13 protein-coding genes and 1 pseudogene are annotated in these 13,612 nt (G+C 66.9%); 7 read left to right on the top strand and 7 right to left on the bottom strand.

Features of this window, described 5'->3' with window-relative positions; translation table 11 throughout:
* Positions 1 to 46: 46 nt before the first annotated feature.
* Positions 47 to 1,030 carry a 4-hydroxy-3-methylbut-2-enyl diphosphate reductase gene (gene ispH, locus ACTHJ1_RS16600; protein ID WP_440194607.1) on the bottom strand — a complete coding sequence of 328 codons (984 nt, stop codon included), beginning with the start codon at positions 1,028 to 1,030 and terminating at the stop codon, positions 47 to 49.
* Entirely contained in the window at positions 1,030 to 1,506 is a 477-nt protein-coding gene (locus ACTHJ1_RS16595; RefSeq protein WP_440194604.1) for an FKBP-type peptidyl-prolyl cis-trans isomerase, read from the bottom strand. Before ACTHJ1_RS16595 ends, ispH begins: the two co-directional genes overlap by 1 nt.
* 101 nt (positions 1,507 to 1,607) lie before the next feature.
* On the opposite strand from ACTHJ1_RS16595, the gene radC reads away from it, so the two are divergent.
* The 4 genes from radC to ACTHJ1_RS16575 all read left to right on the top strand — a co-directional run bounded on the left by radC (position 1,608) and on the right by ACTHJ1_RS16575 (position 6,042).
* Positions 1,608 to 2,291: a RadC family protein gene (radC, locus tag ACTHJ1_RS16590; protein ID WP_440194601.1), complete on the top strand. Its 684-nt coding sequence runs from the start codon at positions 1,608 to 1,610 to the stop codon at positions 2,289 to 2,291.
* Positions 2,292 to 2,469: 178 nt separating this feature from the next.
* Positions 2,470 to 2,730, top strand: a complete 261-nt coding sequence (locus ACTHJ1_RS16585; RefSeq protein ID WP_440194597.1) for a type B 50S ribosomal protein L31 — start codon at positions 2,470 to 2,472, stop codon at positions 2,728 to 2,730.
* A 175-nt stretch (positions 2,731 to 2,905) separates the two neighbouring features.
* Positions 2,906 to 4,639, top strand: a complete 1,734-nt coding sequence (locus ACTHJ1_RS16580; protein ID WP_440194595.1) for an ArnT family glycosyltransferase — start codon at positions 2,906 to 2,908, stop codon at positions 4,637 to 4,639.
* Positions 4,636 to 6,042 carry an MATE family efflux transporter gene (locus tag ACTHJ1_RS16575; protein WP_440194592.1) on the top strand — a complete coding sequence of 469 codons (1,407 nt, stop codon included), beginning with the start codon at positions 4,636 to 4,638 and terminating at the stop codon, positions 6,040 to 6,042. The genes ACTHJ1_RS16580 and ACTHJ1_RS16575 overlap by 4 nt, the downstream gene beginning before the upstream one ends.
* A gap of 138 nt (positions 6,043 to 6,180) precedes the next feature.
* Here ACTHJ1_RS16575 and ACTHJ1_RS16570 read toward each other — a convergent pair whose 3' ends face one another.
* The 4 genes from ACTHJ1_RS16570 to alr all read right to left on the bottom strand — a co-directional run bounded on the left by ACTHJ1_RS16570 (position 6,181) and on the right by alr (position 9,878).
* Positions 6,181 to 6,363: a hypothetical protein gene (locus tag ACTHJ1_RS16570; protein WP_440194589.1), complete on the bottom strand. Its 183-nt coding sequence runs from the start codon at positions 6,361 to 6,363 to the stop codon at positions 6,181 to 6,183.
* Between the two features lie 178 nt (positions 6,364 to 6,541).
* A complete protein-coding gene (gene radA / locus ACTHJ1_RS16565) occupies positions 6,542 to 7,906 on the bottom strand; it encodes a DNA repair protein RadA (RefSeq protein WP_440194586.1) in 1,365 nt (454 codons plus the stop codon).
* 99 nt (positions 7,907 to 8,005) lie between these two features.
* Positions 8,006 to 8,725 carry an SDR family oxidoreductase gene (locus ACTHJ1_RS16560; RefSeq protein WP_440194583.1) on the bottom strand — a complete coding sequence of 240 codons (720 nt, stop codon included), beginning with the start codon at positions 8,723 to 8,725 and terminating at the stop codon, positions 8,006 to 8,008.
* Between the two features lie 25 nt (positions 8,726 to 8,750).
* Positions 8,751 to 9,878, bottom strand: a complete 1,128-nt coding sequence (alr, locus tag ACTHJ1_RS16555; protein ID WP_440194580.1) for an alanine racemase — start codon at positions 9,876 to 9,878, stop codon at positions 8,751 to 8,753.
* Between the two features lie 91 nt (positions 9,879 to 9,969).
* Between alr and hpnC the strand changes: the two genes are divergently transcribed.
* The 3 genes from hpnC to hpnE all read left to right on the top strand — a co-directional run bounded on the left by hpnC (position 9,970) and on the right by hpnE (position 13,145).
* Complete coding sequence (gene hpnC / locus ACTHJ1_RS16550) at positions 9,970 to 10,797, top strand: squalene synthase HpnC (RefSeq protein ID WP_440194578.1); 828 nt, start codon at positions 9,970 to 9,972, stop codon at positions 10,795 to 10,797.
* 153 nt (positions 10,798 to 10,950) lie between these two features.
* Positions 10,951 to 11,823 carry a presqualene diphosphate synthase HpnD gene (hpnD, locus tag ACTHJ1_RS16545; RefSeq protein WP_440194575.1) on the top strand — a complete coding sequence of 291 codons (873 nt, stop codon included), beginning with the start codon at positions 10,951 to 10,953 and terminating at the stop codon, positions 11,821 to 11,823.
* 5 nt (positions 11,824 to 11,828) lie between these two features.
* Positions 11,829 to 13,145 carry a hydroxysqualene dehydroxylase HpnE gene (gene hpnE / locus ACTHJ1_RS16540; protein ID WP_440194660.1) on the top strand — a complete coding sequence of 439 codons (1,317 nt, stop codon included), beginning with the start codon at positions 11,829 to 11,831 and terminating at the stop codon, positions 13,143 to 13,145.
* Positions 13,146 to 13,152: 7 nt separating this feature from the next.
* Here the strand turns inward: hpnE and ACTHJ1_RS16535 are convergent.
* Positions 13,153 to 13,612: pseudogene (locus ACTHJ1_RS16535) on the bottom strand (hypothetical protein); the annotation flags it as partial.

The raw sequence follows: 13,612 nt of genomic DNA, 5'->3' as shown, positions 1-13,612 counted from the left end.
CGCGAGCACGGCAATGGCCAGCCCTCACGGAACGGGCCGCGGCCGCTCAGTCCAGGTTTTCGACCTGCGCCGATTTGCGCGACAACCCCTTGGGCAAGGGGAAGGACACGTTCTCTTCCAGGCCCTCCATGGTGCGCACCGACACGGCGCCCAGCGCCTTGACGCGCGCCACGACCTGCTGCACCAGCAGCTCGGGCGCGGACGCGCCCGCCGTGACGCCCACGCGCCGGCTGCCCGCCAGCCAGGCCGGATCGATCGAATCGGCGCCGTCGACCAGATAGGCCGCCGCGCCCTTGCGTTCGGCGACTTCGCGCAGACGATTGGAGTTGGAGCTGTTGACACTGCCCACCACGAGCACCACGTCGCAGCCCGGCGCCATGATCTTGACGGCATCCTGGCGGTTTTGCGTGGCATAGCAGATATCGCTTTTCTTGGGCTCGACGATTTGCGGAAAGCGTGCTTTGAGCGCGGCCGATACCGTAGCGGCGTCGTCGATCGACAAGGTGGTCTGTGTGACGAAGGCCAGATTGTCCGGATCGCGGATCCGCAGCTGCGCCACGTCCTCGACGGTCTCGACCAGGTGCATGCCGCCCTCGGACTGGCCCAGCGTGCCTTCGACCTCGGGGTGCCCTCTATGGCCGATCATGATGATCTCGCGTCCAGCCGCGCGCATGCGGGCGACCTCGATGTGAACCTTGGTGACCAGCGGACAGGTGGCGTCGAAGACGCGCAGGCCGCGGCTTTCCGCCTCGGCTCGCACGGCTTTGGAAACGCCGTGCGCCGAGAACACGACGATGGCGCCGGCAGGCGCTTCGTCCAGTTCGTCGATGAACACCGCCCCCTTGGCGCGCAGGTCGGACACCACGTAGCGGTTGTGCACGATCTCGTGACGCACGTAAATGGGTGCGCCATGAAGTTCAAGCGCGCGTTCGACGATCTCGATGGCGCGATCCACGCCGGCGCAAAAACCGCGCGGCTGGGCCAACACCACTTCGGCGTCGGGCTGCGTGACTCTGGATGCCTCGCTCATCACAGCACTCCCAGTATGGCGACGTCCAGCGTCAGGGCGTTGCCGGCCAGCGGATGATTGAAGTCGAACAGCGCCCAGTCGTCGTTGATCTCTTTGAGCACGCCCGAATAGCGGCCGCCGTTGGGGGCCGTGAACTCGACCATGTCGCCAGGATCGAACGCGGCGTCCTCGCCCGCGTGTTCGCTCAGCATGGCACGCGAGACGCGCTGGATAAGTTCGGGATTGCGCTCGCCATAGGCTGCCGTGGGCGGCAGCGTGACGCTGAAGCGCTCGCCTTCGGCATGGCCGACGAGCGCGGCTTCCATATCGGGGGACCACTGACCGCTGCCCATCTGCAACGTGGCCGGACGGCTGTCGAAGGTGTCGATGAAGACTTCACCCTCGGCCGGGCCCGAGGCCAGAACGATGCGGTAATGCAAGGTCAGGTAGGAATCCGGACGGATCAAATTGTTCACTTCGGCGCTAGCGGCGTTCAAGTTCTGCCACCCTGATGAATTGTTCGCAAACCTTGATTTTAAAGCGTAATGAAGCAAGCTCTGTCCGACCTCCCCGTTTCGCCCTGTGCGCAGGCGCAGCCATGAACCTTGCCGAAAGCCTGCCCGACCGCGAGCTTCCCCGCGAACGGCTGCTACGCCATGGAGCGGCCGCGCTAAGCGATCCAGAACTGCTGGCAGTAGCGCTGCGCACTGGCACGCGAGGCCTGAACGCCCTAGAACTGGGCAGCCAGCTGATGCAGCGCTTCGGCGGCCTGCGCGGGTTGTTCGGCGCCACGCCGACCGAGCTGCGTACCGTGCCGGGACTGGGGGACGCCAAGGCCTGCACGCTGGCCGCCGTGCTGGAATTGGCGCGCCGCGCCGGAGAAGAAGACCTGCAGCGCCTGGGCGCCCTGTCCCACCCCGATCGGGTCAAGCAATATTGCCGCACCGCCCTGGGTCACCGCACGGTGGAGCACTGCATCGCCCTGTATCTGGACAACCGGCTCAACCTGATCGCCACCGGCGAGCTGGCCCGAGGAACCCTGGCGCAGGCTTGCGTCTACCCTCGAGAAGTGGTTCGGGAGGCGCTGCGCCATCACGCGGCCGCCCTCATCCTGGCGCACAATCACCCTTCGGGCCTGGCGCAGCCCAGCCAGGCCGATCTCGACCTGACCCAGCAGTTGCGCCGGGCGCTGGCCCTGGTGGACGTGAGGCTGGTCGACCACCTGATCGTCGCGGCCGGCAATGTGGTGTCTCTGGCGCAACTGGGCCTGATCGCGCCCTAGGTTTTCCCAAGAAATCCAATAAAAACCTGGGCTTGCGCATGTATTGCGCCGCGAGTTAGAATTGCGAGTTCAGTTTTTTCGGATACGTGATCGGGAAACAGGCTTATTTGCGCCCTCCCGGTTGGCGACCCTAACCCAGGCGCCTAATCAGGGCGCTGGCAAACCCGGAAGGTTCAAAATGAAAGAAGGCATTCACCCCGAATACCGCGAAGTGGTGTTCATGGACGTGCAAACGGGCGACAAGTTCGTGACCCGTTCGACCGTCAGCACCCGCGAAACCGTCGAACTCGACGGCAAGACCTACCCGCTTTTCAAGTGCGACGTGACCTCCAAGTCGCACCCCTTCTATACCGGCGCGCAAACGCGCATCGTCGAAACCGGCCGCGTCGAGAAGTTCCGCGCCCGCTTCGCCCGCACCACCGGCGCCGCCAAGGCCTGATTGCCCGAATCGGCCGCGCAGCGTTGCCACATGCTGCAAAGGAAGAGACCTCCACGCCGCACCCTCCGCTCGGCCAACCCGTCAAAGGGTTGCTCTCGCCCAGGGGCGGCCAGGCGGCAGAACAGCAGCCCATCAGGGCTGCTTTTTTTTCCCAGATGAACCCGCCCTTCATCCCGTGCCTTCCATGACGCGCTCCACCCCCGCCCGGCTGACTGAACTGGGCACCACGAAACTTCCGCGACTGGCCCTCTTCGGGCTGGCGCTCGCCTACGTGGTGGCGGGACTCTTCATGCGGGACCCCTGGAAGACCGACGACGTGGTGGGCCTGGCCACCATGCTGACGGCATTGCACGAAGGCGCATGGCTGCAGCCGCAAATCGGCCATCTGGCCTATGCGCAGGACGGCCCGATGATCACCTGGGTCGGCGCCATCGCGATCAAACTGTTCGGCCCGCTTCTGGGCGACGTCACGGCCAGTCGCCTGCCCAATCTGCTGTGGTTTGCGATGAGCGCCTTCAGCGTCTGGTACGGCACGTATCTGGTGGGCCGCCGCGCCGAGGCCCAGCCCCTGGCGCTGCCCTTCGGCGGCGAGCCGCCGCCGCGCGCCTACGGCCGCATGCTCGCCGATGCGGCCCTGCTACTGCTGCTGGCCACCGTCGGCATCTTGCAGCACATGCACGAAACCTCGGCGCTGCCGGCCGTCATGGCCTGGCAGGCACTGGTGTTCTATGCGCTGGCCCGCATCCCCGACAAACCCCTCACGGGCGCGCTGACGCTGGGCGTGGCAATAGCGGGCAGCTTTCTCTCACGCGGCTGGCCGGGCGGTCTGCCGGTCATGGCGGGCACGCTCGTGGCGTTCATGCCGCCCGGCTCGTTGCGTCAGCGCCTGCGCTGGCTGCCCCTGGCCGCGCTGGTCGCCGTGGCGCTCATCCTGGCCTGGTGGATCCCCTCCACCCACGGCAACGGCTACTGGACTCAAAGCTGGAAAGCCTGGAATCTCGGCTTTTACGCCTGGCCAGAATTCAACGCCGGCGGCCGCGCGCTGCGAGATTTGACCTGGTTCCTGTGGCCTACCTGGCCGCTGGTTCTGGTTGCCGTCTGGCAATGGCGCACCTGGCTGTTCGCCTCGCATATTTGGCCGGCGTTAGCGCTGCTCGTCTGCGCTTTGCTGCAGATCTTCGTCGCGGCCGATCCGGACGACGGCCTCTACATCATGCTAGCCGTGCCCTGCGCCTCCCTGGCCGCGATGTCGCTACCCACTTTGCGCCGCGGCGTGATCAACACCCTCGATTGGTTCGCCGTGATGTGCTTCTCGCTCACGGCAGTCACCGCCTGGCTGGCCTGGGTGGCGGTGCTCTTCGGCGTGCCCGCGGGCATTTCCCGCAACATCGCCCGCCACACGGCCGGCTACGTGCCGCCCATTTCCTGGATCGCACTGCTGCTCGCGGCCGTCATCACGGCGATCTGGGGCTGGCTCATCGTCTGGCGCCTGCGCGTTCGGCCTACTGCGCTGTGGCGCGGTACGATCCTCTCGGCCAGCGGCCTGGCCGCGACCTGGGGCCTGCTGGTGCTGCTGTGGCAGCCGGTGGTGGACTACGCGCGCAGCTATCGCACTGCATCGGCCGAACTGGCCGCGGCGATCAAAGCCGACATGCGGCCCGGCGAATGCCTGCGCAGCGATGGCCTGGGCCCCGGCCAGCGCGCGTCTTTCCTGGTGTTCCAGGGTCTCAACTTTTCCTACGACCTGACCTGCACGCTGGTTTTGCAGCAGACCACCCGCAAGGCGCTGGGCAACGGCACGGCCGCCTATAGCGGCGACAAAAACGTGCAAGAGCTCTGGCGCGGCGGCCGCCGCGCCGACCCCAACGAAATCTTCCGCCTGCTGCGCGTACCGGCCGGCTATCAATGACCGCGGCACCCCAAGCGCCCACGCCAAGCCTGGGCGCGACCATGCTGAACATCATGCGGCAGGCCTGGCCGGTGCTGGTGGGCCAGTGGGCCAGCGTCGCCTTCGGCGTGCTCGACACCGCCATGACCGGCCACTCCAGCCCGGACGACCTGGCCGCCATGTCGCTGTCGGTCTCGATCTACATCACCGTCTTCGTCGGGCTGATGGGCGTACTGCATGCGCTCATCCCCATTCTGGCCCAGCACTTCGGCGCGCGGCGCCACGACGAAGTGGGTAGGCTATGGGGCCAGGGCGTCTGGCTGTCGCTGGTCCTGTCGGTGGCAGGCGGCGCGCTCATGCAGTTTCCCGACGTCTGGCTGGCCATGTCGGGACACGTCGATCCCGGCGTGCGCGAGCGCATGGTCGCCTACCTGGACACGCTGACGCTGGCCCTGCCCGCCACGCTGATATTCCGCACCGTCTATGCGCTAGGCAGTGCGGTGTCGCGTCCGCGCGTGGCCATGCTGATCAACTTGTCCACGGTGGTGCTCAAGGCGTTCTTCAACTGGCTGTTCATCTACGGCCACCTGGGCCTGCCGGAAATGGGCGCCGCCGGCGCAGGCCTGGCGACCGCGCTGGTTTCATGGATCGGCATGCTCGCCGGTCTCTGGTATGTACTGCGCGACCGCAGCTTCGCGGCCTTTCATCTGCGACTGGGCCGGCCGCGGTGGCAGCCGCTCAAGGAGCTGCTGCGCCTGGGCCTGCCCATGGGCGGCTCCTATCTGATCGAAGTGTCGTCCTTCACCTTCATGGCCTTGCTGGTGGCGCGCGAAGGCACATATGTGCTGGACGGACACCAGATCATGTCCAACCTGGCATCGCTGTGCTACATGATGCCTATGTCGATCGGCGTGGCGGGTTCGGCCGTGACGGCACAGGCAGTCGGCGCGTCCAGCCTGCATCTGGCGCGGCGCACGGGCATGGCCAGCCTGGCCCTGGCGATGATGGGCGCCTTGCTGACGTCCCTCGCGGTGCTGGCGGGCCGGCCTCTCATCGTCGCGACTTACACCAGCGACGCCCGGGTTGCCGCGGCGGCAACCAGCCTGGTTATGCTGATGCCCATATTCCACCTGTGCGATGCCTTCCAGTGCACCAACGCCTATCTGCTGCGCGCCTACAAGGTGGCGGTGGCGCCTCTGGTGATCCAGACGGTGGCGCTGGCCGTGGTGGGGCTGCTGGGAGGATGGTGGTTCGGCTTTGGTCCGGGCCGGGGCGGCCTCGATGAGATCATCGCCTTGCTCATGCCGGGCGCCAACACGGGAGCGGGCAGCCTGTGGCTGATGTCCATGACAGGCATGATCCTGTCTGCCCTGCTGCTGCACGCCTGGTACCGGCGCACGCTGCGACGGCTGGCAAGCGATTGACGAACGTCCGAGATCGAAGAGCGACTGGTCGAGCGCCGCATGGCAATCCGGCGGTTCGCCTGGACACGGATGCCGTGCTACCCAGGACGAACCGCCGGCTCGCCTCAATACGATCGCAGATAACCTGCGCTTCGTTGCTTACTTCTTGGCAGCAGCCTTCTTGGGGGCCTTCTTGTGGGCCTTCTTGACGGCCTTCTTGGCAGCAACCTTGGTGGCGTGAGCCGACGTCTGGGTGGCGGCAAACGAAGCAGCCGGGGCTGCAGCCAGGCCCATGCACAGAGCCGAAGCGGACAGGATCAGGGCGATACGCGATTTGGTCATGGCGAGAACTCCTAGGATAGTGACGGGCCCGCCGGCCCGGCTGCCTGAAACCCGGCGAATGCCGGATATCTCATGCATACAGGGCTTTGGAGTGGGCACTTCGATAAAGGTTCACGAACTCGTGAAATTTTTTTTGTCGCCGAACGATTCAAGAGCGGGCGCAGCGCGAAGGCTAGACTTATCTCAGCTTCTCCAGGGCGGCATCCAGGCGATCCACCGCCCAGATTTCAAGCCCTTCGATAGCTTGCTTGGGTGCGTTGGCCTTGGGAATCAATGCCGTGGAAAACCCTAGTTTGGCCGCTTCGCGCAGGCGCTCCTGGCCGCGCGGCGCCGGGCGAATCTCGCCGGCCAGACCCACTTCGCCGAAAGCGATCAGACCACGCGGCAAAGGTTTGTCGCGCAGCGAGGACATGATGGCCAACAGCACCGGCAGGTCGGCCGCAGGTTCGGTGATGCGCACTCCGCCCACGGCGTTGACAAAGACGTCCTGGTCGTAGGTGCTGACGCCGGCATGCCGATGCAGCACCGCCAGCAGCATGGCCAGGCGGTTGCCCTCCAGGCCCACAGTGAGGCGGCGCGGATTGGGTGCGTGCGAGGCATCGACCAGGGCTTGCACCTCGACCAGCAACGGGCGGGTGCCCTCCTGCGTCGCCATGACGCAAGAGCCCGACACCTGCTGCGGATGCTGCGACAGGAACAGCGCCGACGGATTGGCCACGCCGCGCAGGCCGCGGTCGGTCATGGCGAACACGCCCAGCTCGTTGACCGCGCCGAAACGGTTCTTGAAGGCGCGCACCAAGCGGAACGACGAGTGCGTGTCGCCCTCGAAATACAGCACGGTATCGACGATGTGCTCGAGCACGCGCGGACCGGCCAGCGCGCCGTCCTTGGTGACGTGGCCGATCATGACGATGGTGATGCCGGTCTGTTTGGCCAGGCGGGTGAGCTGGGCCGCGCATTCGCGCACCTGCGACACCGAACCCGGGGCAGCGGTGAGCTCGCCGCTATAGAGCGTCTGAATGGAATCGATCACCGCCACGGCCGGCTTGCGTTCGGCCACAGCGGCCTGGATGGCTTCGAGCCGGATCTCGGCCAGCAGGTCTACCTGGTCGGTCGTCGTCAAGCCCAGGCGGCGGGCGCGCAGGGCTACCTGCTCAGCCGATTCTTCGCCCGTGACATAGAGCACCGGCACCGCTTCCGACAAGGAGGCCAAAGCCTGCAGCAGCAGCGTCGATTTGCCGATACCCGGATCGCCGCCGATGAGCACCACCGCGCCGGGCACGAGACCGCCGCCCAGCACGCGATCGAACTCGTCCAGCCCGGTGGGCTGGCGCGGCGTTTCGCGCGCCTCGATGTCGGCCAGACTGCGCACCGGCGCCGATGCCGCCAGCGGCGCGTAGCGATGCGAACCACCCGACGACGCCGTCGCCTCGACGGTTTCGTCGAGGGTGTTCCAGGCATTGCAATGCGGGCACTTGCCTTGCCACTTGAGGCTGGTGCCGCCGCACTCGCTGCAGACGAAAACAGTACGGGATTTAGCCATGCTGCGGCGGTACTCGAGCGAGCCGTCCGGCCGCCCCGAGGCGAGCAACGCGCTTACCCCTGCGGGGAGTCGGCGAACACGGCGTGAGAGCCGAGGGGCTCATCGGCGCCCACCCAGCGATCCGCCGCCGTCCACGCCCAGCACCTGGCCCGTGATGTAGCCCGCCTCGTCCGACAACAGGAAGGCCGCTGCCGCGGCCACGTCGGCCGGCGTGCCGAAGCGCCGCATGGGGATGGATGCCAGCGAGGCTTTTTCAGCGTCGCTGCCCGCCGGGTGATTCTGGCGAAACAGCTCGGTCTCGATGGGGCCAGGCGCGACGGCGTTGACGGTGATGCCGTACTCCGCCAGTTCCAGCGCCCAGGTCTTGGTGCAGCCGACCAGCGCGCTCTTGGCCGCAGAATAGGCGGTGCGGTCCTGCCCGCCGTGAATGGCGCGGCTGACGATGTTGACGATGCGCCCCGTGCGCCGGGCCTTCATCGATTCGATGAAGATCTGCGTCACCTGCACGGCGGCGCGTACGTTCAGATCGAGCACACGGTAGAGCGTGGCCAGGTCGATGGAACCGAGCGGCTGCGGCGCGACGACGCCCACATTGTTGACGATCGCGTCGACGGGATATTTTTCGCGGATCTCGCGCAGCACTTCTTCGGTTCGGCCCGCGTCGGACAGATCGCAGGCATAGAGATAGCCGGGGAAGTCGACGTCTTCGGTATTGCGGGCAATGCCCACCACGTGGCAGCCCTGGTCGGCCAGACGCTGCGTCAGCGCCCAGCCTATGCCCTTGGTGGCGCCCGTGATCAACACGCATTGGTCTTTCATGGATCGAACCTCGAGATGGATGAGTTCAGTTCAGTGTATGCACCCGCACCCGCGGGGCGAGCGCGCACATGAGCTCGTAGCCTAGGGTGCCGGCGGCCTGGGCCACGTCGTCGACCGACGGACCGCCTTCGCCCCACACCACGACGGGCGCGCCGATGCCGGCATCGGGCACCGGGTCGAGATCGACGGTGATCATGTCCATGGACACGCGGCCGACGACGCGCGTCGGCACGCCGGCCACGTTGATCGGTGTGCCGGTAGGCGCATGCCGCGGGTAGCCGTCGGCATAGCCGCAGGCCACCACCCCCACGCGCATGCGCCGATCGGCGCGGAAGGTGGCGCCATAACCCACCGTGCCGCCCGCGGACACGGTCTGCATACCGATGATCTCGGAGTTCAAGGTCATGGCCGGACGCAGTCCGTAGGACGCCGCGGTCGCGTCCGAAAACGGCGTAGCGCCGTATAGGCAAACGCCGGGGCGCACCCATTGCGGCGTGCCGTCGCGGCCCACCGAAATCTCGGGAAAGCGCAGCGTAGCCGCCGAATTGCAAACGCTGACGCCGCCCGCCAGGTTTTCGGTCGCCTGCGTGAAGATGGCCATCGCCTCGGCAATGCCCTGCGGACCGTCGGCCGTGGCGAAGTGCGTCATCTTGGTGATAGCCCCAAGTACGCCGCGCTGCTGAAGTTTCTCGGCGCGCGCATGCGCTGCCGCATAGGCCGAGGGCGCGTAGCCCAACCGGTTCATGCCGCTGTTGAGCTTGAGCTGGATGTCCAGGCGACGGGTCAGGTGCGCGGCCTCGATCATGTCGAACTGGGCGTCGTCGTGCACGGTGGTCGTAAGATGATACCGATCGACGATTTCAAGATCGGCAGGCTTGAAAAAGCCTTCGAGCAACAAAATGGGGCCGCCCCAGCCGGCCTCGCGGCAGCGCACGGCCTCATCCAGATCGAGCATGGCCAGCCCTTGCGCAGCGGAGAAGCCCGCCACGGCCCGCTCTATGCCGTGCCCATAGGCGTTGGCCTTGATCACGGCCCAAATGGACGCGCCTTCGCCGCCTGCCGCCTGCGCGGCCTGATCGAGATGGCGGCGAACGACGGACAGATTGTGGCGCAGAGCCGGGATGGAAATCGAGGCAGAAATAGGACGGGGCATGGATAAATTCCTGAGCCCCCTAGTCTACCCGAGATACCCCTCACGCTCACTACGCTCGCCGTCCTCCGGAGCGCGCGTATATGATTTCCGCATGGCTGTAGATCACTATGAAAATTTTCCCGTCGCGTCGCTGCTGCTGCCCCGCAGGCTGCGCCCCGCCGTGCGCGCCATATACCGTTACGCGCGCAGCGCCGACGACATCGCCGACGAGGGTGTGCTCTCCGATGCCGTGCGCCTTGCAGGTCTTGCGCGTTATCGCGGCGCGCTGCAATGCATAGGCACCGGGCAGGCGCCCGAAGCGGAGCTGGCGCCGGTTTTTGCGCCGCTGGCCGAAGCCATCGCCCGGCATCAGCTACCGCTGATGCCGTTCTTCGATCTGCTATCGGCCTTCGAGCAGGACGTAACCGTCACGCGCTACGACGACTACGCGTCCCTGCTCGATTACTGCGCGCGTTCGGCCAATCCCGTGGGCCGGCTGATGTTGGCCCTGTATGGCGCGAGCACGCCGGACAATCTGCGCGACGCCGACGCGATCTGCACCGGCCTGCAGTTGGTCAATTTCTGGCAGGACGTGCAATCGGACTGGCACCGCGGCCGCGTCTACTTGCCGCTTGCGGACCTGCGGCAATATGGCGTTGCCGAAGAAGACCTGGCCGCGGGCCGGATCACGCCGCAGTGGCGCGCCCTGATGGCGTTCGAATCGCAACGCGCCGCCTCGCTGCTACACTCTGGCGCGACGCTCGCGGGTCGCCTGCCGGGCCGCATCGCGCTGGAGCTGCGCCTGGTCGTCGAAGGCGGTATGCGCATCCTGCGGCGCCTCGAGCAAGCCGACTACGACGTCTTCCTGCACCGGCCCGAACTGCGCGCGCGCGACTGGGCCGCGATGTTCTGCCGCGCCATTCTCAAATCATTGACATGACTACCCCCACGCTCACTACGTTCGCCGCCCCCCACGGGGGCGTGTCAGCTCCTTGGGGCGGCCCGGCGGAGCTGACCAGGCCCCCACGCTCACTACGTTCGCTGCCCCCCACGGGGGCGTGTCAGCTCCTTGGGGCGGCCCGGCGGAGCTGACATGACCCCTGACGAATACTGCCAGGACAAGGCCGCCAAGAGCGGTTCGAGTTTCTATTACGCCTTTCTCTTCCTGCCGCCCGAGCGCAGGCGCGCCATCCACGCGCTGTATGCCTTCTGCCGCGAAGTGGACGACGTGGTGGACGATGCCGGCGAGGAATCGGTGGCCCGCATCAAGCTGGCCTGGTGGCGCACGCAGATCGACAAAATGACCGAGGGCGCGCCCGAACACCCCGTCACACGCGCCCTGCAGCCGCATCTGCAAACCTGCGGCATCACGCGCGAACGCCTGCTCGCCGTGATCGACGGCATGGAAATGGACCTGGACCAGACCCGCTACCTGGACTGGGCCGGCCTGCGCAAATACTGCTGGCTCGCAGCCGGCGTGGTGGGCGAGCTGTCGGCGGGCGTATTCGGCCATACCGACGCGCGCACGCTGGACTATGCCGGCAAGCTGGGGTTGGCCTTTCAGCTCACCAACATCATCCGCGATGTGGGCGACGATGCGCGCCGCGGCCGCATCTACCTGCCCGTCGAAGACCTGCAGCAATTCGATGTCAAGGCGGCGGACATACTCAACTGCGTGTACTCCGATCGCTTCGCGGCGCTGATGCGCTTTCAAGCGCAACGCGCGCGCGCGCTTTACCGCGAGGCCGCCCTGGCGCTGCCGGAGGCGGATCGCCGCGCCCAGCGCCCGGGCCTGATGATGGCGGCGATCTACTACGACCTGCTGGCCGAGATCGAGCGCGACAACTGGCAGGTACTGCATCAGCGCATTTCGCTCACGCCCATCCGCAAGCTTTGGCTGGCCTGGAAGACCTGGGTGGGCGGCGGACGCGGCCTGCTGCGCCGCCTGGCGCGCGAACACGCATGAGCCATATGAAAGCCGCCGTCGTCGGCGCCGGCTGGGCCGGCCTGGCCGCCGCCACGGCGCTGCGCGAAGCCGGGGCGCACGTCACGGTGTTCGAGGCGGGCCGCACGCCCGGCGGCCGCGCGCGCCGCGTGGCCCAACCGGGCTTCGACACCATGCTGGACAACGGCCAGCACATCCTGCTGGGCGCTTACTCGCAGACGCTGGCGCTGATGCGGCGCCTGGGCCGCAATCCCGACACGCTGCTGCTGCGCCGCCCCCTGCGGCTGGCCAGCCTGGACGGCCTCTTCCGATTATCGGCCCCCGCCCTGCCGCCGCCCTGGCACGGCGCCGCCGCGCTCCTGACCGCGCGCGGTCTGCGTTGGCGCGACAAGCTCGCGGCAATTCGCTTCGTGCGCAGCCTGCAGGCCTGCCACTGGAAGCCGATGCCCGTGTGGACGGTGGCCGAGCTGCTGCGCCATCGGCACCAGCCTCCCGCCGTCATCGACCAGCTCTGGACGCCGATCTGCCTAGCCGCGCTGAACACGCCGCCCGACGAAGCCAGCGCCGAACTCTTTGCCCAGGTGCTACGGGACGCTCTGGCAGAAACCTCGCACGACAGCGACATGCTGCTGCCCTGCGTGGATTTGTCCTCGCTATGGCCGGACGCCGCGACGCTGCATCTGACCATGCGCTATCACAGCACCGTGCGTCGGATGCTGATCGATGCGGACTCGGTGGCCATCAACGACGAGCGATTCGATACGGCGGTGCTGGCCGTGCCCCCGCAGATAGCCGCCCGCCTGCTCGAGAGCGCGCCGCCCACGCAGGGCATGCTGGAACTGTTGCGGGATTTGCACAGCTTCGATCACCAGCCCATTGCAACGCTGAACCTGAAGCTGGCTCAACCCTGGCCTTTGCCCGAACCCATGATGATGCTGCGCGAAAACCCCGCGCGCAATCACTGGGGACAATGGATTTTCGACCGTTCCAGACTGACCGGGCGCGGCGCCGAACTGGCCGTGGTCGCCAGCGCGGCGCGCACGCTAGCCGACCTGCCCAAGGCGGCCGCCGTTGCTGCCTTGGTCGAGCAGATACGCGGCCAGGCCGCGGTCGGCGGCCTGCCTGCCATGCCCGCTGTCGAACAATCCCAACTGTACGTCGAAAAGCGCGCCACCTTCACCGCTCGGCCGAGACAACCCAGGCCGCGCAATGCCACGCCCTGGCCCAGACTGGCCCTGGCGGGCGACTGGACCGACACCGGCTATCCCGGCGTGCTCGAAGGTGCGGTGCGTAGCGGTCTACAGGCTGCCGAGGCCTTGCTGGCGCATCGTTCAAACCGGTAGCGGCGGTTCAGAACGATTCCCAATCGTCCTTGTCGTCCGACGCGGCGGCCTTGGGTTTGGTTGAGGGCGATTTGGCCGGCGGTGCCGCAGGCGCGGCCAGTTGCCGGGCCGGCTTTTTGACCTGACCGGTTTCCTTGGCTGTCGGTTCCGATCTGGCATCCGGTTTCGATGCGACACGACGCGGCTGCACTCGCTCGGCCACCGGTTGCGCCGTCACGTCGATCACATCGGCGCCTGCGCGCAGCTTGAAGACAGAGACGGCCTGCGCCAACTGCCGAGCCTGCTCTTCCAGCGAGCCCGCAGCCGCGGCAGCCTGCTCCACCAGAGCGGCATTCTGCTGCGTGGTCTCGTCCATCTGCGTCACCGCCAGGTTCACCTGATCGATGCCGCTGGACTGCTCCTCCGAGGCCGCCGAAATCTCGCCCATGATGTCCGTCACCCGTTTGACCGACGCCACGATCTCCTGC

It is taken from the genome of Bordetella sp. (genome assembly GCF_051960075.1).
GTDB lineage: Bacteria > Pseudomonadota > Gammaproteobacteria > Burkholderiales > Burkholderiaceae_B > Bordetella.
This window is presented reverse-complemented; position numbering and strand designations above follow the sequence as displayed.